Annotated in this window: 17 protein-coding genes; 13 read left to right on the plus strand and 4 right to left on the minus strand. The window is 59.3% G+C overall.

Annotation, left to right across the window (positions count from 1 at the left end; all coding sequences use genetic code 11):
* Positions 1-112: 112 nt before the first annotated feature.
* Together AU074_RS15360 and bfr are read left to right on the plus strand one after the other, a co-directional pair.
* Positions 113-331: a bacterioferritin-associated ferredoxin gene (locus tag AU074_RS15360; RefSeq protein ID WP_003208706.1), complete on the plus strand. Its 219-nt coding sequence runs from the start codon at positions 113-115 to the stop codon at positions 329-331.
* 200 nt (positions 332-531) lie between these two features.
* Positions 532-1,002 carry a bacterioferritin gene (gene bfr / locus AU074_RS15365; RefSeq protein WP_076015418.1) on the plus strand — a complete coding sequence of 157 codons (471 nt, stop codon included), beginning with the start codon at positions 532-534 and terminating at the stop codon, positions 1,000-1,002.
* 77 nt (positions 1,003-1,079) lie between these two features.
* Here bfr and grxD read toward each other — a convergent pair whose 3' ends face one another.
* Positions 1,080-1,418, minus strand: coding sequence for a Grx4 family monothiol glutaredoxin (gene grxD, locus AU074_RS15370; protein WP_034118308.1), 339 nt, complete (start codon positions 1,416-1,418; stop codon positions 1,080-1,082).
* 99 nt (positions 1,419-1,517) lie between these two features.
* A complete protein-coding gene (locus tag AU074_RS15375) occupies positions 1,518-3,614 on the minus strand; it encodes a molybdopterin oxidoreductase family protein (protein WP_076015419.1) in 2,097 nt (698 codons plus the stop codon).
* 444 nt (positions 3,615-4,058) lie between these two features.
* On the opposite strand from AU074_RS15375, the gene argF reads away from it, so the two are divergent.
* The gene (gene argF / locus AU074_RS15385) at positions 4,059-4,979 is read left to right on the plus strand and encodes an ornithine carbamoyltransferase (protein ID WP_076015420.1); all 921 of its coding nucleotides are present in this window, start codon (positions 4,059-4,061) and stop codon (positions 4,977-4,979) included.
* Positions 4,976-6,022: an ABC transporter ATP-binding protein gene (locus AU074_RS15390; protein WP_076015421.1), complete on the plus strand. Its 1,047-nt coding sequence runs from the start codon at positions 4,976-4,978 to the stop codon at positions 6,020-6,022. The genes argF and AU074_RS15390 overlap by 4 nt, the downstream gene beginning before the upstream one ends.
* A gap of 115 nt (positions 6,023-6,137) precedes the next feature.
* On the opposite strand, the gene ybaK is transcribed toward AU074_RS15390, so the two are convergent.
* Complete coding sequence (gene ybaK / locus AU074_RS15395; protein WP_010170166.1) at positions 6,138-6,608, minus strand: Cys-tRNA(Pro) deacylase; 471 nt, start codon at positions 6,606-6,608, stop codon at positions 6,138-6,140.
* 360 nt (positions 6,609-6,968) lie between these two features.
* On the opposite strand from ybaK, the gene AU074_RS15400 reads away from it, so the two are divergent.
* The 4 genes from AU074_RS15400 to glpD all read left to right on the plus strand — a co-directional run bounded on the left by AU074_RS15400 (position 6,969) and on the right by glpD (position 11,972).
* On the plus strand, positions 6,969-7,823 hold the full coding sequence (locus AU074_RS15400) for an MIP/aquaporin family protein (RefSeq protein WP_076015422.1): 855 nt from the start codon (positions 6,969-6,971) through the stop codon (positions 7,821-7,823).
* Positions 7,824-7,904: 81 nt separating this feature from the next.
* The gene (gene glpK, locus AU074_RS15405) at positions 7,905-9,410 is read left to right on the plus strand and encodes a glycerol kinase GlpK (protein ID WP_063027424.1); all 1,506 of its coding nucleotides are present in this window, start codon (positions 7,905-7,907) and stop codon (positions 9,408-9,410) included.
* 94 nt (positions 9,411-9,504) lie between these two features.
* Positions 9,505-10,260, plus strand: coding sequence for a DeoR/GlpR family transcriptional regulator (locus AU074_RS15410; protein ID WP_076015423.1), 756 nt, complete (start codon positions 9,505-9,507; stop codon positions 10,258-10,260).
* Between the two features lie 173 nt (positions 10,261-10,433).
* Entirely contained in the window at positions 10,434-11,972 is a 1,539-nt protein-coding gene (glpD, locus tag AU074_RS15415) for a glycerol-3-phosphate dehydrogenase (RefSeq protein WP_076015424.1), read from the plus strand.
* A gap of 48 nt (positions 11,973-12,020) precedes the next feature.
* On the opposite strand, the gene AU074_RS15420 is transcribed toward glpD, so the two are convergent.
* The gene (locus tag AU074_RS15420; RefSeq protein ID WP_076015425.1) at positions 12,021-12,746 is read right to left on the minus strand and encodes a tetratricopeptide repeat protein; all 726 of its coding nucleotides are present in this window, start codon (positions 12,744-12,746) and stop codon (positions 12,021-12,023) included.
* Positions 12,747-12,871: 125 nt separating this feature from the next.
* Between AU074_RS15420 and AU074_RS15425 the strand changes: the two genes are divergently transcribed.
* The 5 genes from AU074_RS15425 (at position 12,872) to AU074_RS15445 (ending at position 18,807) form a co-directional block, all read left to right on the plus strand.
* Positions 12,872-15,196, plus strand: a complete 2,325-nt coding sequence (locus AU074_RS15425; protein WP_076015426.1) for a TonB-dependent siderophore receptor — start codon at positions 12,872-12,874, stop codon at positions 15,194-15,196.
* 340 nt (positions 15,197-15,536) lie between these two features.
* Entirely contained in the window at positions 15,537-16,463 is a 927-nt protein-coding gene (locus AU074_RS15430) for a glutamate/aspartate ABC transporter substrate-binding protein (protein WP_076015427.1), read from the plus strand.
* Positions 16,464-16,658: 195 nt separating this feature from the next.
* Positions 16,659-17,405, plus strand: a complete 747-nt coding sequence (locus tag AU074_RS15435) for an amino acid ABC transporter permease (RefSeq protein WP_076015428.1) — start codon at positions 16,659-16,661, stop codon at positions 17,403-17,405.
* Positions 17,405-18,076 (plus strand): amino acid ABC transporter permease, encoded by a 672-nt coding sequence (locus tag AU074_RS15440; protein ID WP_076015429.1) that lies wholly within the window; start codon positions 17,405-17,407, stop codon positions 18,074-18,076. The genes AU074_RS15435 and AU074_RS15440 overlap by 1 nt, the downstream gene beginning before the upstream one ends.
* Positions 18,073-18,807 (plus strand): amino acid ABC transporter ATP-binding protein, encoded by a 735-nt coding sequence (locus AU074_RS15445; RefSeq protein WP_003208734.1) that lies wholly within the window; start codon positions 18,073-18,075, stop codon positions 18,805-18,807. Before AU074_RS15440 ends, AU074_RS15445 begins: the two co-directional genes overlap by 4 nt.
* Position 18,808: the final 1 nt, after the last annotated feature.

Genomic DNA, 18,808 nt, shown 5'->3' on the forward strand with positions numbered 1-18,808 from the left:
TCGTCAGTGGGTAACCAATCTGTTTCAAACACCCATGAAACTACTTTGACAATCATTCTCGTTAACATTAAGATCCATCGCACTTAAGCCTTACCCGCGATGGTTCTCCCTTATGTATGTCTGCCTCTGCACTGGCGTCACCGACGGACAAATCCGCGAAGCAATCTACGAAGGTTGCTGCAGCTACAAGGAAGTACGTGAAACCACCGGCGTTGCCAGCCAATGCGGCAAATGCGCCTGCCTCGCCAAGCAAGTGGTACGGGAAACCCTGACGCAGCTGCAAACTGCCCAGGCTGCGATCCCCTACTCAGCAGAATTTACACACGCTTAATTGATGTGTTTTAAAGAACCGGACTTAGTGTCCGGTTTTTTTATGCCCGAAATTCAAACAGTTAGCGCCAAGACGCGGAACACAAACATTCTTATTCCGATTAATTTTCATTTATTATTCAATAACTTAGGTTTGACAGTAGTAAATGTGCAGCTCAAACTCCGCCTTATATACAGCGAATACAGGGCAGGACCCCAATCATGAAAGGCGACATCACAGTCATCCAGCAACTCAACAAAATCCTTGCCAATGAACTGGTCGCGATCAATCAGTACTTCCTGCATGCACGCATGTATGACGATTGGGGCCTGGAAAAGCTCGGCAAGCGTGAATACAAAGAATCCATCAAGGCCATGAAGGACGCCGACGCGCTGATCAAGCGCATCCTGTTCCTGGAAGGCCTGCCGAACGTGCAGGACCTGGGCAAGCTGAGCATCGGCGAGCATTCCCAGGAAATGATCAACTGCGACCTGAACTTCGAGCGCAAGAGCCACACCGACCTCAAGGCCGCCATTGCTCATTGCGAAACCAAGGGCGACTTCGGCAGCCGTGAACTGCTGGAAGATATCCTTGAAGACCAGGAAGAACACATCGACTGGCTGGAAACCCAGATCGGCCTGATCGACAAAGTGACTATCGAGAATTATCTGCAATCGCAGATGGGTGAATAACCCTTAATTCCCGGCCACTAAAAAGCCCCGCTCTCTTTCGAGAAGCGGGGCTTTTTATTGCCGCAGCCTAAAACAAATCAGGCTTCGGTCTTCGCAGCGGCTTTTTCTGCTGCGTCTTTGATCAGTGCCTGCAACGAACCATCAGCCGCCATTTCGGTGATGATGTCGCTACCGCCGACCAGCTCACCGGCAACCCACAGCTGCGGGAAAGTTGGCCAGTTGGCGTACTTCGGCAGGTTGGCGCGGATTTCCGGGTTCTGCAGGATATCCACGTAGGCGAACTTCTCGCCACATTGCATGATTGCCTGGGAAGCCTTTGCGGAGAAGCCACACTGAGGCGCGTTAGGTGCGCCCTTCATGTAAAGCAGAATAGTGTTGTTGGCAATCTGCTCTTTGATCGTTTCGATGATATCCATGGAACACCTCGGCTGGAACTTTCCGACTCATGGGTCGGCACGGTGGCGCATTGTAACGCAAAGCCTAGCGTGACGCTCGGACTCCCCGACAGACAATCCTTACGCCGCCGCCACCTGCACGGGCACGCCGTTCAACGCCGCGTTGCCCGACAGTTCATCCAATTGCCGCTCATCCGTCAGGTCATTCGCGCTCGCCCCCGGCTGCCCGCTGGCGATGGTCATCTGCACGCCCGGGCGGCCGTGGCCCCAACCGTGGGGCAGGCTAACCACGCCGGGCATCATGTCGAGGCTGGCCATCACTTCTACTTCGATCATGCCGATCCGCGAACTGACCCGCACCCGTTGCCCGTCACTCAACTGGCGATAGGCCAGGTCGTCCGGGTGCATCAACAATTGATGACGGGGTTTGCCCTTCACCAACCGGTGGTAGTTATGCATCCAGGAGTTGTTGCTGCGCACATGGCGGCGGCCGATCAGCAGCAACTCATTCACCTCAGGCACTGGCTGCGCGGCAAAGCGCACCAGGTCAGCGAGGATCACGGGCGGTGCGGCCTGCAAATGACCATTGGCGGTTTTCATGCGGCCCGCCAGGTTAGGCTTCAGTGGCCCGAGGTCCAGTCCGTGGGGGTGATCAGCCAGCGCGGCAATGGACAAGGTATCGCCATAAGGCCCGGCCCGCAGCCCGAAATCGATCATCTGCGCCGGCGGCATGGTCGGTTTGAGCGTATTCCCCGTCTTCGCGGCAAACGCCTGGGCCAGGCCGACGAAGATTTCCCAGTCATGCAACGCGCCTTCAGGCTTTGGCAGGATGGCGCGATTGAAGCGGGTGACATTGCGCACCGCGAACATGTTGAACGTGGTGTCGTAGTGATCGTTTTCCAGCGCCGAGGTGGACGGCAGGATCAAGTCGGCATAACGCGTGGTTTCGTTGATATACAGGTCGACGCTGACCATGAACTCCAGGCCATCCAGCGCCTGCTCCAACTGCCGGCCGTTAGGCGTGGACAGCACAGGATTGCCCGCCACCGTCACCAACGCGCGGATTTGTCCTTCACCCTCGGTGAGCATTTCTTCAGCCAGTGCCGACACCGGCAGCTCGCCACCGTACTCCGGTCGCCCGGAAACCCGGCTCTGCCAGCGATTGAAGTGCCCACCGGAGGTGGAAGCCACCAGGTCGACTGCCGGCGTGGTGCATAAGGCACCGCCCACTCGATCCAGATTGCCAGTGACCAGGTTGATCAACTGCACCAGCCAATGACACAGCGTGCCGAACGCCTGGGTCGACACGCCCATGCGGCCATAACACACAGCGGTATCAGCCGCTGCGAAGTCCCGCGCCAACTGGCGGATCTGCTCGGCGGGTACCGCGCATTGACGGCTCATGGCCTCGGCGGTGAATCCGGCCACGGCGTGGCGCACTTCATCCAGGCCGTCGATCGGCAGGTGACTGTCACGGGTCAGGTTCTCGGCGAACAGCGTATTAAGCAAACCGAACAACAACGCGGCATCGCCGCCCGGGCGTACAAACAAGTGCTGATCGGCTATGGCTGCCGTCTCGCTGCGCCGCGGGTCAACCACCACGACTTTGCCGCCCCGGGCCTGGATGGCCTTCAGGCGCTTTTCCACATCCGGCACGGTCATGATGCTGCCGTTGGACGCCAGCGGGTTGCCGCCGAGGATCAGCATGAAATCGGTATGGTCGATGTCCGGAATCGGCAGCAACAGACCGTGGCCGTACATCAGGTGGCTGGTGAGGTGGTGGGGCAACTGATCCACCGATGTGGCGGAAAAGCGGTTGCGGGTCTTGAGTTGGCCCAGGAAGTAATTGCTGTGGGTCATCAGGCCATAATTGTGCACGCTCGGGTTGCCCTGATACACCGCCACCGCATTCTGCCCGTGACGCGCCTGGATGCCCGCGAGGCGCTCGGCTACAAGCGCAAAGGCGTCGTCCCACGGGATAGGCTGCCATTCACTGCCCACCCGCAACATGGGCTGGTGCAGGCGGTCCGGGTCGTTCTGGATGTCCTGCAGGGCCACGGCCTTGGGGCAGATATGGCCACGGCTGAACGTGTCCAGCGGGTCGCCCTTGATTGAGGTGATTGCCAGGCTCCCGTCTTCACCCTGGGTAGTTTCCAGTGTCAGGCCGCAGATGGCTTCGCACAGATGGCAGGCACGGTGGTGGAGAGTCTTGGTCATGGCCAGTCTCTTTATTGTGGGCTGAGCGCTTCGGACGAAAACTATGGCCCGCCGCCGGCAGCAGCGCCAGCAACGTTCGTCGCGTGAATCCAACGGCATCAGGCCGGGCCATGAGGAAACATCAGGAAATGTTTCAGAAGCCTCCGACAACCCGCTGAAACCGACGCAGCCCGGCCCGCGCCCGCCTTCGCGCATTGCAATGTGGCGCAGCGCCAGTGTACAAATGACCCGCTGCTGTCAGGAAACAGGCTTCAAAAGCGCCCTCCCCGCGTCCTTGAACTCCCCTAAAAACTGTAGCCCTATTGGTAAGACGCGACATTTAATTATAAGATCGCGCCTTCCCCTATTTCGTCGCCCCGTGCGGCTTTCGCCGCAGGTCTCGCCCGTTTTCAAAATAAACAAGGCTTTGAGTATCTGCGGTCTGTTGCAAAAAGGTAGTTAATGATGAGCGCAAGGCACTTTCTCTCCCTGATGGATTGCACGCCCGAAGAGCTGGTCAGCGTGCTCCGTCGAGGCATTGAGCTTAAAGACCTGCGTAACCGCGGCGTACTGTTCGAGCCTTTGAAAAACCGCGTGCTCGGGATGATTTTCGAGAAGTCGTCCACCCGCACCCGCGTATCTTTCGAAGCAGGCATGATCCAGCTCGGCGGCCAGGCCATCTTCCTTTCGCCTCGGGATACCCAACTGGGCCGTGGCGAACCAATCAGCGATTGCGCGATCGTGATGTCGAGCATGCTGGATGCGGTGATGATCCGTACCTTCGCCCACAGCACCCTGACCGAATTTGCCGCCAACTCCCGCGTGTCCGTGATCAACGGCCTGTCCGATGACCTGCACCCGTGCCAACTGCTGGCCGACATGCAAACCTTCCTCGAACAGCGCGGTTCGATCCAGGGCAAGACCGTGGCCTGGATCGGTGACGGCAACAACATGTGCAACAGCTATATAGAAGCGGCGATCCAGTTCGACTTCCAATTGCGCGTTGCCTGCCCTGAAGGCTATGAGCCGGACGCCAAGTTCCTGGCCCAGGCCGGCGACCGCGTGACCATCGTTCGCGACCCGCGTGACGCGGTCATCGGCGCGCACCTTGTGAGCACTGACGTCTGGACCTCCATGGGCCAGGAAGAGGAAACCGCCAAGCGCCTCAAGCTGTTCGCTCCATTCCAGGTAAACCGCGCCCTGCTCGACCTGGCCGCGCCGGACGTGCTGTTCATGCACTGCCTGCCCGCCCACCGTGGCGAAGAAATCAGCCTCGACCTGCTGGATGATCAACGTTCAGTGGCCTGGGCCCAGGCAGAAAACCGCTTGCACGCGCAAAAAGCCCTGCTCGAATTTCTGGTTGCGCCGGCGTACCGCCCTGCATGAGCCAGCCATTACTGCTGAACCTACGCAATCTGGCATGCGGTTATCAGGATCAACGGGTGGTGCAGAACCTCAACCTGCACCTCAACGCCGGTGACATCGGTTGCTTGCTGGGTTCCTCGGGCTGCGGCAAGACCACCACCCTGCGAGCGATTGCCGGGTTTGAGCCGGTGCACGAAGGCGAGATCAGCCTGGCGGGCGAAGTCATCTCCAGCTCCGGTTTCACACTGGCCCCGGAGAAACGTCGGATCGGCATGGTGTTCCAGGACTACGCGCTGTTTCCACACCTCAGCGTGGCCGACAACATCGCCTTCGGCATTCGCAAGCACCCGCAAAAAGAGCGGGTGGTCGCTGAATTGCTGGAACTGGTGAACCTGAAAAACCTCGGCAAGCGCTTCCCCCATGAGCTTTCCGGCGGCCAGCAACAGCGCGTCGCCCTGGCCCGCGCGTTGGCGCCGGAACCGCAACTGCTGCTGTTGGACGAACCCTTCTCCAACCTCGATGGCGAACTGCGGCGCAAGCTCAGCCATGAGGTCCGCGACATCCTCAAGGCCCGAGGCACCAGTGCGATTCTGGTGACCCACGACCAGGAGGAAGCCTTCGCAGTGAGTGACCATGTCGGCGTGTTCAAGGAAGGTCGCCTGGAGCAGTGGGATACGCCCTACAATCTCTATCACGAACCGCTGACACCCTTTGTCGCCAGCTTCATTGGCCAGGGTTACTTCATTCGCGGGCAGTTGAACACGCCGGAATCGGTCACCACCGAACTGGGCGAGTTGCGCGGTAATCGTGCCTACACCTGGCCCACCGGGGGTGCGGTGGATGTATTACTGCGCCCGGACGACATCGTTTATGCACCGGACAGCGCCCTAACAGCGCGGATTGTTGGCAAGACATTCCTCGGAGCTTCGACCCTGTATCGCTTGCAGTTGCCTACGGGTGCGCAGCTGGAATCGATTTTCCCCAGCCACGCCGATCATCTGGTCGGTGCCGATGTGGGCATTCGCGTGGCAGCAGAACACCTGGTGTTGTTCCAGGCCGTGTAGGAGCGAGCTTGCTCGCGAAGGTCGTTAACGATGACGCTGGCATTCTGGATGAACACAGCGTTCTCAAGTTTTCGCAAGCAAGAACCAGGCGTCCCCCTCGATCCTGCAGAGACCATCACGCCCGGCCAATTTCCGCGAACTTGGCCTGGGTGTGCTCGGCCAGCACCGCTGCTGCCAACTCCACCTCAAGCCCCCTTCTTCCCGCACTGATAAAAATTGTCGGAAACGACTGTGCCGTCACATCGACAAAGGTGCGCAGGCGCTTCTTCTGTCCCAACGGGCTGATGCCGCCCAGCAGGTAACCGGTGGCCCGTTGCGCCGCAGCCGGGTCCGCCATCTCGACTTTTTTCACCCCCGCAGCCTGCGCCAAGGCTTTTAAATCCAAACTTCCGACGACCGGCACAACGGCCACCAGCAGTTCAGCTTTTTCACTGCTGGCCAGCAGGGTCTTGAACACCTGCGCCGGATCAAGCCCCAATTTCTCTGCGGCCTCCAGACCATAGGACGCCGCCTTGGGGTCATGTTCGTAACTGTGGATTCGATGTTCGGCGCGAACTTTTTTCAACAGGTCCAATGCGGGCGTCATGCGGGCTCCAGGCTTGGCAAAACGGTGAAAAAGCAGACAGCCAATTCTAGGCCAACACGTGGCAAAAGGCTCTAGTCCCAAGCCCTCTGCCACGACCTCGCGCACTCCTTTTCTGCAACTCCCGGCGCTCACGCCACGATCATTCACCGCACCAATAATTACAAAATGACCAATCGTTCACTTTCGACCTTTGACAGCCGTCATTCTTGTCTATATTTTTTCGTTTACGAATACTGTAGGAATAGACCTGCGGATTCACAGCAGTAAGCCGCGAAGAGGATGGGGATCCTCGCCACGGTGAAAATCGCCGATTGCCCGTTGCGGCAAAACGCCAGACAACAACAAAAACAGAGGTTTTCCATGACAACTGCTCTTCAACAGCCTTCACTCTCAAGTCAATGCATGGCCGAGTTCCTGGGCACTGCGTTGCTGATCTTCTTCGGTACCGGATGTGTTGCTGCGCTCAAGGTCGCGGGTGCCAGCTTTGGCTTGTGGGAAATCAGTATCATCTGGGGGATCGGCGTCAGCATGGCGATCTACCTGAGCGCCGGTATTTCCGGGGCTCACCTCAATCCGGCGGTCAGTATCGCCCTGTGCATTTTTGCCGATTTCGACAAGCGCAAACTGCCGTTCTACATCATCGCCCAAGTCGCCGGCGCCTTCTGCTCGGCTGCGTTGGTTTACACGCTCTACAGCAACCTGTTTTTCGATTACGAACAAACCCACCATATGATTCGCGGCACCCAGGCCAGCCTGGAATTGGCGTCGGTGTTCTCCACCTACCCGCATCCGCTGCTGGGCACGGCCCAGGCGTTCCTGGTGGAAATGGTCATTACCGCGATCCTGATGGGCGTGATCATGGCCCTGACCGACGACAACAACGGCCTGCCCCGTGGCCCGTTGGCACCGCTGCTGATTGGTTTGCTGATCGCCGTGATCGGCAGTGCCATGGGCCCGCTGACCGGCTTTGCGATGAACCCGGCCCGTGACTTCGGTCCCAAGCTGATGACCTTTTTCGCCGGTTGGGGTGAAATGGCCTTCACCGGCGGGCGCGACATTCCTTACTTCCTGATTCCGATTTTTGCACCGATTGTCGGTGCCTGCCTCGGTGCTGCCGCGTATCGCGGGCTGATTGCCCGCCACCTGCCCAGCGCCGCACCTGCTACAACTGATGCAACCGAAGCGGCCGCCAGCGGCAAAACCCGTACTTCCTGACGCGATAGCCTGGGCCGCACTGCCCTTTTGCGGCCCAGGTTGTTTACTTGACTCCCCTATTCTCCGTCCAAGGCAATCGACATGACCGACATTCAGAATAAGAACTACATCATTGCCCTCGATCAGGGCACCACCAGTTCCCGGGCGATCATCTTTGACCGTGACGCCAACGTGGTCTGCACCGCCCAGCGTGAATTCACACAGCATTACCCGCAAGCCGGCTGGGTCGAACATGACCCGATGGAAATTTTCGCCACCCAGAGCGCGGTGATGGTCGAGGCCCTGGCACAAGCCGGCCTGCACCACGACCAGGTCGCCGCCATCGGTATCACCAACCAGCGTGAAACCACCGTGGTCTGGGACAAAATCACCGGCCGCCCGATCTATAACGCCATCGTGTGGCAATGCCGCCGCAGCACCGAGATCTGCCAGCAGCTCAAGCGCGACGGCCACGAACAATACATCAACGACACCACCGGCCTGGTCACCGACCCGTACTTCTCCGGCACCAAGCTCAAGTGGATCCTCGACAACGTTGAAGGCAGCCGCGAACGTGCGCGTAACGGCGAGCTGCTGTTCGGCACCATCGACAGCTGGCTGATCTGGAAATTTACCGGCGGCAAGACCCACGTCACCGACTACACCAACGCCTCGCGCACCATGCTCTTCAACATCCACACGCTGGAGTGGGATTCGAAGATGCTGGAGATTCTCGACGTGCCGCGCGAAATGCTGCCGGAAGTGAAGTCCTCCTCGGAAATCTACGGTCGCACCAAAAGCGGCATCGCCATCGGCGGTATCGCCGGTGACCAGCAGGCAGCGCTGTTTGGCCAAATGTGTGTAGAACCGGGCCAGGCGAAAAACACCTACGGCACCGGCTGCTTCCTGCTGATGAACACCGGCGACAAAGCGGTGAAATCCAAGCACGGCATGCTCACCACCATCGCGTGCGGCCCCCGTGGCGAAGTGGCCTACGCCCTGGAAGGCGCCGTGTTCAACGGCGGTTCCACCGTGCAATGGCTGCGTGACGAGCTGAAGATCATCGCCGATGCCACCGACACCGAATACTTCGCCGGCAAGGTCAAGGACAGCAACGGCGTGTACCTGGTACCGGCCTTCACCGGCCTGGGCGCTCCCTACTGGGACCCGTATGCCCGTGGCGCGCTGTTCGGCCTGACCCGCGGCGTACGCGTGGACCACATCATTCGTGCCGCCCTGGAGTCGATTGCCTACCAGACCCGCGACGTACTCGACGCGATGCAGCAGGATTCCGGCGAACGCCTCAAATCCCTGCGGGTAGACGGTGGCGCAGTCGCCAACAACTTCCTGATGCAATTCCAGGCCGACATCCTCGGTACCCAGGTTGAGCGCCCGCAAATGCGCGAAACCACCGCGTTGGGCGCCGCTTACCTGGCCGGCCTGGCGTGCGGCTTCTGGGGCAGCCTGGACGAATTGCGCGGCAAGGCCGTGATCGAGCGCCAATTCGAACCGCAACTGGAAGAAGCCGCGAAGGAAAAACTCTACGCCGGCTGGCAAAAAGCAGTCAGCCGCACCCGCGACTGGGAACCCCACGAAGGCGCTGAATAAGCCAAGCGCCGGACCCACTTAGGGTTGTAACTGGCAGGGAGCAGATTCCTGCGTCATCATGGGCCACTTTTTACGGCAGCCCAAAGGACGCACCATGAATCTGCCTCCCCGCCAGCAACAAATCCTCGAACTGGTTCGCGAACGCGGCTATGTGAGTATCGAGGAAATGGCGCAGCTCTTCGTTGTCACCCCGCAAACCATCCGCCGTGATATCAATCAACTGGCGGAAGCCAATCTGTTGCGCCGCTACCACGGCGGCGCAGCCTATGACTCCAGCGTTGAAAACACCGCCTACGCCATGCGGGCCGACCAGATGCGCGACGAGAAACAGCGCATCGCCGAAGCCATTGCCGCGCAAATCCCCGATCACGCCTCGCTGTTTATCAACATCGGTACCACCACCGAATCGATTGCCCGCGCGCTGCTTAACCACAGCCACCTGAAAATCATCACCAATAACCTCAACGTCGCCATGATGCTGAGTGCCAAAGACGACTTCGACGTACTCCTGACCGGCGGCAACGTGCGCCGTGACGGCGGCGTGGTGGGCCAGGCCAGCGTCGACTTTATCAACCAGTTCAAGGTCGATTTTGCCCTGGTGGGCATCAGCGGTATCGATGAAGACGGCAGCCTGTTGGACTTCGATTACCAGGAAGTGCGGGTTTCCCAGGCGATCATTGCCAATGCGCGCAAGGTGATCCTGGCGGCGGACTCCAGCAAATTCGGGCGTAACGCCATGATTCGCCTGGGACCCATCAGTTTGATTGATTGCCTGGTCACCGATCAGCAGCCAGTCCCGGCGCTGGTGCAACTGTTGAATCAGCACAAGATTCGGCTGGAAGTCGTGTAACCCAAAACAGGGGGTGTCCTGCCCCCTGATGTTCACAAATTTTCCTTTCTTCGCCCTTCGATCAGTATTTTCAATCGAAGCGGACTGGCTGCGCCCACGTTTATGAGCTACCATTTTCGCAAATGAACATTTATGTTCGAATTCCAATACGAAAAAGATTGCGAGGCCAGCCGATGAACCCTTCTACCTTGCCTGCCCCACCGCTTGCCGAAGTCTATGACGTCGCCGTTATCGGTGGCGGGATCAATGGCGTCGGGATTGCAGCAGACGCAGCCGGTCGCGGTTTGTCGGTATTCCTTTGCGAAAAGGACGACCTGGCCAGCCACACCTCCTCCGCCAGCAGCAAGCTGATCCACGGTGGCCTGCGCTACCTGGAGCATTACGAATTCCGCCTGGTGCGCGAAGCCCTGGCTGAACGTGAGGTGCTGTTGGCCAAGGCCCCGCACATCGTCAAGCAGATGCGCTTTGTATTGCCCCACCGCCCGCACCTGCGTCCGGCATGGATGATTCGCGCCGGCCTGTTCCTGTATGACCACCTCGGCAAGCGGGAAAAACTCGAGGGCTCCAAGAGCCTCAAGTTCGGCCCCGACAGCCCGCTGAAAAGCGAAATCACCAAAGGTTTCGAATACTCCGATTGCTGGGTCGATGACGCCCGCCTTGTAGTACTCAACGCCATGGCTGCGCGGGAAAAGGGTGCGCATATTCACACCCAGACCCGTTGCGTCAGCGCGCACCGCAGCAAAGGCCTGTGGGAAATGAACATGGAACGCGCCGACGGTAGCCTGTTCTCGATCCGCGCACGGGCATTGGTGAACGCAGCCGGCCCGTGGGTCGCCAAGTTCATCAAGGATGACTTGAAGCTGGATTCGCCGTACGGCATTCGCCTGATCCAGGGCAGCCACCTGATCGTGCCGAAGCTGTATGAAGGCGCCCACGCGCACATCCTGCAGAACGAAGACCAGCGCATCGTCTTCACCATTCCGTATTTGAATCACCTGACCATCATCGGCACCACCGACCGCGAATACACCGGCGACCCGGCGAAAGTTGCGATTACCGAAGGTGAAACCGACTACATGCTCAACGTGGTCAACGCGCACTTCAAGAAACAGCTGAGCCGCGATGACATCGTGCACACCTATTCCGGCGTGCGCCCGCTGTGCAATGACGAATCCGACAACCCGTCGGCCGTGACCCGCGACTACACCCTGGCGCTGTCGGGCACCTCGGGCGAGGCGCCGTTGCTGTCGGTGTTCGGCGGGAAGCTGACCACCTACCGCAAGCTGGCCGAATCGGCGATGGCGCAACTGGCGCCGTACTTCACGCAGATGCGCCCAAGCTGGACGGCCACGGCCACCCTGCCCGGCGGCGAAAACATGAGCACGCCAGAAGCCCTGGCCGATGCGATTCGCAGCAAGTACGACTGGGTGCCGAGCGAGATTGCCCGTCGCTGGTCCACCACTTATGGCAGCCGCACCTGGCGCCTGCTGGAAGGCGTGCAGTCGCTGGCAGACATGGGCGACCACCTCGGTGGCGGCCTTTACACCCGCGAAGTCGACTACCTGTGCGCTGAAGAATGGGCCACACAGCCCCAGGACATCCTGTGGCGCCGCAGCAAGCTGGGCCTGTTCACCACGCCGGAAGAACAGGAAAAGGTGCAGCGCTACCTGTCCAAGGTCGAGCACAATCGCGGCAAGATCGAAGCAGCCTGATCGACCCGACGTAAAAAAGCCCCTGCACCGAAAGGTCCAGGGGCTTTTTCATGTGTCGAGGGCCTGGCGCTGATAGAGCAGGCCCATTTCACGAATGCCGGAAGAAGTGGAGCCCATCAATACCGGATAAGCCGCCTGCAGAAAACCCGGTGTAGCCGTCGCCAGTGCCCGCTCCAGCCATAAACAGGCCTGCACCTCGTCGCCATCCTCCGCCAGCTCCGAGGCGTGGTTGTACTGCCCACGGAAATCCCCGGCCTCGGCTGAACGCTGATACCACTGCCGCGCCAGTTGAACGTCCTTGGGCACCACAACGCCTTCATGGTGGAACCGCCCCAACAGGTTCATCGATTTGGCGTGTCCCTTGGCCGCAGCCAGGCGGAACAGCTCATACGCGGCAGCAAGGTCATGCGCCACACCTCGGCCGCGGGTCAGCAACTGGCCGTAGTTATACAAACCCCAATCCAGCCCCAGATCGGCGGCCTTGCGGTAATGCCGCGCACTGTCTTCCAAATCGACCTTGCAGCCCCACCCATTCTCCAGGCAGCGCCCGATCATGTTGATCGCCATGGGGTGACGCTGCCGCGCAGCGATGCGAAACCAGCTCAACCCCAGCGCCTCATCCTTCTGCACGCCGCGACCGTCGAGCAGCAGCTGGGCCAGGGTCGCCTGTGCGTCGGCATCTCCCAGCTGTGCCGCATGCATCACCCAGCGCACATAGGCACGCGGGTTATCACCGATATCCGAGGGCTCGCTGCCTGGCTGTGCGCTCTGCATTACTGCCCCGAGTAGCGATCAAGGACCGCAAAAAGTTTCATGATTTATTTGGTTACAAAGTATTACATTTGAGATCGCTTATCAATTACGATCGCATCTCACTAACACTAACAAGAGATTACTCAATGGCTACCGGCATCAGTTCTGCCCCCCTCTCATCGCGGCATTTGCTCGCGTCGGCAGTGGGCCTGGCAGTGGCTGCGCAAGGAGGATTCAGTTACGCGGCGGAACCCGCACCAGAAGACAACACAGGGGTCATCCAACTCGGCGCGACCAGCATCGAAGGTCAGGCCCCAAGCCAGAGCGTCTACAACCCTGTGGCTCCTTCTTCCCCCAAGTACACCGAGCCATTGCGCGACACGCCGCAGACCATCACGGTGGTGCCCAAGGAAGTCATCCATGACCAAAACCTGCTGACCTTGCGCGATGTGCTGAGCACCGTGCCAGGCATCACCTTCGGTGCCGGTGAGGGCGGCAGTGGGTATGGCGACAGCATCAACCTGCGCGGGTTTTCCGCCAGCGGCGACATCTACGTGGACGGCGTGCGCGACAGCGCGCAATACAGCCGCACCGACCCCTTCAACCTGGAACAGGTCGAAGTCGTCAGCGGCGCGAGTTCGGTGTATTCCGGTTCAGGTGCGGTCGGCGGCACCATCAATCTGGTGAGTAAACAGCCAGAGTTGCGCGACAAAACCACTATCAGTGCAGGCATCGGCACCGATAACTACAAGCGCACCACCCTCGACACCAACCAGATGCTCAACGACACCACGGCGTTCCGCCTGAACCTGATGGCCCATGGTAACGATGTGCCGGGGCGCGATTATGAAGATTACGAACGCTGGGGCATCGCACCCTCTATCGCGTTTGGCCTGGGCACTCCGACGCGCGTCACGGTCAGTTACGAGCATCAGAAAGACAACAACACGCCGCAATACGGGATTCCGATCTACAACGGCAAACCGATGCCAGGCGTGGGCTGGAGCGATTTCTACGGTTACCACAACATCAATGAGCAACAAACCACCTCGGACGCGTTCAGCCTGAAGCTTGAGCATGATTTCAACGACGCGGTGTCCGTGCGTAACTTCACCCGCGTCGAGCGCGTTCGCCAGGACCTGCGCGCCTCGGGCCCCGAAGGTGCGCAGGCCGGCTGCCTCGCCAGCGGCACCCAGATCACGGGCGCGCCTTGCGCCGCAGGCCTCAAGCCGGGCTATTTCCAGCCAAGCGGCGGCTCACTGGGTAACGAGCGCAACACCCAGAACAAAATGTTCACCAACCAGACCGACGTCACCAGCCACTTCAGCACCGGTTTCATCGACCACACGCTGGTGACCGGTATCGCCATCAGCCGCGAGGAATACGAGGCGGATACCGGAAAATGGCTGACCAACAGCAACGGCAGCACGATAGTGCCGCCACCGGTCAGCTACAGCGATCCGAACTCCGAATGGACCGGCCCGGTCAATTTCACCCGGGCGGCCCACGTCGATGGCGCGCTGAACAACCGCGCCGCCTATGCCTTCGACACGCTCAAACTCAACCCGCAATGGGAAATCAATGGCGGCCTGCGCTACGAGCACAACGTGGGCAGTTCGGTGACCAACGCCTACTCCACCAGCGGTGTGGAAACGCCGGGCGTGCGCTACGGCCAAGCGGACGACCTGACGTCCTACCGCCTGGCCCTGGTCTACAAACCGGCGGAAAACGGCAGCTTCTATATCGCCTACGGCAACAGCAAGACGCCGTCCCAAGCCAGCGTCAATGGGAGTTGCTACACCCCGGCCAAAAGCTCCAGCGTGGCCACCAACAACTGCAACGTAGACCCTGAAACCGCCGTCAGCTATGAGATCGGCACCAAGTGGGACCTGCTCGACAATGCCCTGTCGCTGACGGGCGCGATCTTCCGCAATGACCGCACCAACTACAAAGTCGCCGATAACGACCCGAGCAACCTCAGCGGCACGCAAACCCTCGACGGCAAGGCGCGTGCCGATGGTGTGGCCCTGGGCTTGAGCGGCCAGCTTACTGACCGCTGGAAGGTCTTCGCCAACTACACCTACCTGAACACCCGTGTGCTGCGCAGCGCCAGCGATTACACCCTGGCGACCACCGGCCTCGACGTGCAGAAAGGTGAGCCGCTGACCTTCACCCCCAAACATGCGGCCAGCCTTTGGACGGTGTACGACCTGCCCCACGACTTCCAGGTGGGCTATGGCATCACGGCGCAAACCAAGCAGTACTTGGCCAGCGCCGCAGGAGCACCGACTTCGCCTGGCTACGCGGTGCAGCGAGCGATGCTCGGCTACAAGGTCAACAAACAGCTGAACCTGCAACTGAACGTCAACAACCTGTTCAACAAGGACTACCTCACCCGCATCCGTAACAACGGTTGGGCGGTACCCGGCGATGGTCGCGCAGCGGTTGTCTCGGCCGACTACACGTTCTGACGAAAAATCCACACTAAGACGCCCCGCAGAGCCACGGCCCCGGGGCTTTTTCATGGGCGATATAAACGTATCCAGGCATTCGGATTTCCGAACGCTATACCCCAGCCTATTCGGTTTGCCGGATCAACCTTGCGACAAACGTTCGTCACACAAAGTTAATCTCTATATAAATCATGCTCTTATCCTTTTACCACTGGTATGGCACGACTCATGCTCTACACTCGTAGGCGATTGCCTGAGGCGCCTCAGGAGCCGTCATGGGCATTCGCAGTACTGTTTATATAAAAACGTGGCCGTACCAACCGGTCTCATAAAAAAAACAAATGTCGAGGAAGTATTGATGCGTATCGTTCCCCATATTTTGGGCGCAGCTATCGCTGCTGCTCTGATCAGCACTCCAGTTTTCGCCGCCGAACTCACCGGCACACTGAAGAAAATCAACGACTCCGGCACGATCACTCTCGCTCACCGCGACAGCTCCATTCCGTTTTCCTATATCGCGGATGGTTCGGGCAAGCCAGTGGGCTACTCCCACGACATTCAGTTGGCCGTCGTCGAGCAACTGAAAAAAGACCTGAACAAACCCGATCTGAAGGCCAAGTACAACCTGGTCACCTCGCAAACCCGTATCCCGTTGATCCAGAACGGCACCGCGGACCTTGAGTGCGGCTCCACCACCAACAACGCCGAACGCGCCCAGCAAGTCGACTTCACCGTCAACATCTTCGAAATCGGCACCCGTTTGCTGGTCAAGAAAGACAAGGATGGCAAGCCGTCCTATAGCGATTTCGCTGACCTGAAAGGCAAGAACGTCGTGACCACCGCTGGCACCACGTCCGAGCGCATCATCAAAGCGATGAACGCCGACAAGCAGATGGGCATGAACGTCATCTCCGCCAAAGACCACGGCGAATCCTTCCAGATGCTGGAAAGCGGCCGCGCCGTAGCCTTCATGATGGACGACGCCCTGCTGGCCGGTGAAGAAGCCAAGGCCAAGAAGCCGGACGACTGGGTCATCACCGGTACTCCGCAGTCCTTCGAAGCCTACGCCTGCATGGTTCGTAAAGACGACCCGGCCTTCAAGAAGGCTGTCGATGACGCCATCGTTGCCCTGTTCAAATCCGGCGAAATCAACAAGATCTACAGCAAGTGGTTCGAAAGCCCGATCCCACCAAAAGGCCTGAACCTGAACTTCCCGATGAGCGAAAAGGTGAAGGAGCTGATCGCAAACCCAAGCGACAAACCAGCGCCTGACGTAAAAATCTGATACCTGACTAAGCTTATCTCCTGAGGGAGCCAACCCTCCCTCAGGCGTCTGTTACTACCTGCTGGCTTTAATTTTGGAACACTCGACCTGGCGGTTTCCGAGCCGATCGTGTGTGCCTGGCGTTCACCGTCGGGCGGGAAAGGATCTTCCCCAAGCGGGTGCTTGTACATCGATCGATCTCGAGGGGAGACCCTAATGAACTACAACTGGGACTGGGGCGTATTCTTCAAGTCCACCGGCGTTGGCAGCGAGACTTATCTCGACTGGTACATCTCCGGACTGGGCTGGACCATCGCCATCGCCATCGTGGCCTGGATTATCGCCTTGCTGCTGGGCTCCGTACTCGGCGTCATGCGCACCGTGCCAAACCGCATCGTATCGGGCATTGCGACCTGCTACGTGGAACTGTTTCGTAACGTGCCGCTGCTGGTTCAGCTGTTTATCTGGTACTTCCTCATACCTGACATGCTGCCGCAGAACCTGCAGGACTGGTACAAACAAGACCTCAACCCGACCACCTCGGCTTACCTGAGTGTTGTCGTGTGCCTGGGCCTGTTCACTGCCGCACGTGTGTGCGAACAAGTGCGCACCGGCATCCAGGCGTTGCCACGCGGCCAGGAATCCGCCGCACGCGCCATGGGCTTCAAGCTGCCACAGATCTACTGGAACGTGCTGCTGCCCCAGGCCTACCGGATCATCATTCCGCCGCTTACCTCGGAATTCCTCAACGTCTTCAAGAACTCCTCCGTGGCGTCCCTGATCGGCTTGATGGAACTGCTGGCGCAAACCAAACAGACCGCCGAGTTCTCGGCCAACCTGTTTGAGGCCTTCACCCTGGCCACGCTGATTTACTTCACCCTGAACATGAGCCTGATGCTGCTGATGCGCGTGGTCGAGAAGAAAGTTGCCGTGCCCGGCCTGATCTCCGTGGGGGGTAAATAATGGAATTCGATTTCAGTGGCATCATCCCCGCCATCCCGGGCCTGTGGAACGGCATGGTCATGACCTTGCAGTTGATGGTCATGGGCGTGGTCGGTGGCATCATCATCGGCACCATCCTGGCGCTGATGCGCTTGTCGTCCAACAAGCTGATGTCGCGCCTGGCCGGCGCCTACGTGAACTACTTCCGCTCGATCCCGCTGCTGTTGGTGATCACCTGGTTCTACCTGGCGGTGCCGTTCGTGCTGCGCTGGATCACCGGCGAAGACACCCCGATCGGTGCGTTCACCTCCTGCGTCGTGGCCTTCATGATGTTCGAGGCGGCGTACTTCTGCGAAATCGTGCGGGCCGGCGTGCAGTCGATCCCCAAGGGCCAGATGGCCGCCGCGCAGGCCATGGGCATGACCTACGGCCAGACCATGCGCCTGATCATCCTGCCCCAGGCGTTCCGCAAGATGACCCCGTTGCTGCTGCAACAGTCGATCATCCTGTTCCAGGACACCTCGCTGGTCTACACCGTGGGCCTGGTGGACTTCCTCAACTCCGCCCGCTCCAACGGCGACATCATCGGCCGCTCCAATGAGTTCCTGATCTTCGCCGGTGTCGTCTACTTCATCATCAGCTTTTCCGCCTCGCTGCTGGTCAAGCGTCTGCAAAAAAGGTTTGCCGTATGATCTCTATCAAGAATATCAACAAGTGGTATGGCGACTTCCAGGTGCTGACCGATTGCAGCACCGAGGTTAAAAAAGGCGAAGTGATCGTGGTGTGCGGGCCGTCCGGCTCCGGTAAATCCACCTTGATCAAGTGCGTCAACGCCCTGGAACCGTTCCAGAAAGGCGACGTGGTCGTGGACGGCACCTCCATCGCCGACCCGAAGACCAACCTGCCAAAACTACGCTCGCGCGTCGGCATGGTGTTCCAGCACTTCGAGCTGTTTCCACACCTGACCATCACCGAAAACCTGACCATCGCGCAGATCAAGGTATTGGGTCGCAGCAAGGAAGAAGCCACCAAGAAGGGCCTGCAACTGCTGGAGCGCGTCGGTCTGTCGGCTCACGCCCACAAGCACCCGGGCCAGCTTTCCGGCGGCCAGCAACAGCGTGTGGCGATTGCCCGTGCGCTGGCGATGGACCCGATCGTCATGCTGTTCGACGAACCGACCTCGGCCCTCGACCCGGAAATGGTCAACGAAGTACTCGACGTGATGGTGCAGCTGGCCCAGGAAGGCATGACCATGATGTGCGTGACCCACGAAATGGGTTTCGCCCGCAAGGTCGCCGACCGTGTGATCTTCATGGACGCCGGCAAGATCATCGAAGACTGCCCGAAAGAGGAATTCTTCGGCGACATCAGCGCCCGCTCCGAGCGTGCGCAGCACTTCCTTGAGAAAATCCTGCAGCACTAAA

The sequence above is a fragment of the Pseudomonas sp. ATCC PTA-122608 genome, from assembly GCF_001952855.1.
Classification (GTDB): Bacteria; Pseudomonadota; Gammaproteobacteria; order Pseudomonadales; family Pseudomonadaceae; genus Aquipseudomonas.

What these genes read in the sequence shown, in the direction of transcription:
- AU074_RS15360 (WP_003208706.1), top strand. Translation starts at nt 113, where the DNA reads ATGTATGTCTGCCTCTGCACTGGCGTCACCGACGGACAAATCCGCGAA.
- bfr (WP_076015418.1), top strand. Translation starts at nt 532, where the DNA reads ATGAAAGGCGACATCACAGTCATCCAGCAACTCAACAAAATCCTTGCC.
- grxD (WP_034118308.1), bottom strand. Translation starts at nt 1,418, where the DNA reads ATGGATATCATCGAAACGATCAAAGAGCAGATTGCCAACAACACTATT.
- AU074_RS15375 (WP_076015419.1), bottom strand. Translation starts at nt 3,614, where the DNA reads ATGACCAAGACTCTCCACCACCGTGCCTGCCATCTGTGCGAAGCCATC.
- argF (WP_076015420.1), top strand. Translation starts at nt 4,059, where the DNA reads ATGAGCGCAAGGCACTTTCTCTCCCTGATGGATTGCACGCCCGAAGAG.
- AU074_RS15390 (WP_076015421.1), top strand. Translation starts at nt 4,976, where the DNA reads ATGAGCCAGCCATTACTGCTGAACCTACGCAATCTGGCATGCGGTTAT.
- ybaK (WP_010170166.1), bottom strand. Translation starts at nt 6,608, where the DNA reads ATGACGCCCGCATTGGACCTGTTGAAAAAAGTTCGCGCCGAACATCGA.
- AU074_RS15400 (WP_076015422.1), top strand. Translation starts at nt 6,969, where the DNA reads ATGACAACTGCTCTTCAACAGCCTTCACTCTCAAGTCAATGCATGGCC.
- glpK (WP_063027424.1), top strand. Translation starts at nt 7,905, where the DNA reads ATGACCGACATTCAGAATAAGAACTACATCATTGCCCTCGATCAGGGC.
- AU074_RS15410 (WP_076015423.1), top strand. Translation starts at nt 9,505, where the DNA reads ATGAATCTGCCTCCCCGCCAGCAACAAATCCTCGAACTGGTTCGCGAA.
- glpD (WP_076015424.1), top strand. Translation starts at nt 10,434, where the DNA reads ATGAACCCTTCTACCTTGCCTGCCCCACCGCTTGCCGAAGTCTATGAC.
- AU074_RS15420 (WP_076015425.1), bottom strand. Translation starts at nt 12,746, where the DNA reads ATGCAGAGCGCACAGCCAGGCAGCGAGCCCTCGGATATCGGTGATAAC.
- AU074_RS15425 (WP_076015426.1), top strand. Translation starts at nt 12,872, where the DNA reads ATGGCTACCGGCATCAGTTCTGCCCCCCTCTCATCGCGGCATTTGCTC.
- AU074_RS15430 (WP_076015427.1), top strand. Translation starts at nt 15,537, where the DNA reads ATGCGTATCGTTCCCCATATTTTGGGCGCAGCTATCGCTGCTGCTCTG.
- AU074_RS15435 (WP_076015428.1), top strand. Translation starts at nt 16,659, where the DNA reads ATGAACTACAACTGGGACTGGGGCGTATTCTTCAAGTCCACCGGCGTT.
- AU074_RS15440 (WP_076015429.1), top strand. Translation starts at nt 17,405, where the DNA reads ATGGAATTCGATTTCAGTGGCATCATCCCCGCCATCCCGGGCCTGTGG.
- AU074_RS15445 (WP_003208734.1), top strand. Translation starts at nt 18,073, where the DNA reads ATGATCTCTATCAAGAATATCAACAAGTGGTATGGCGACTTCCAGGTG.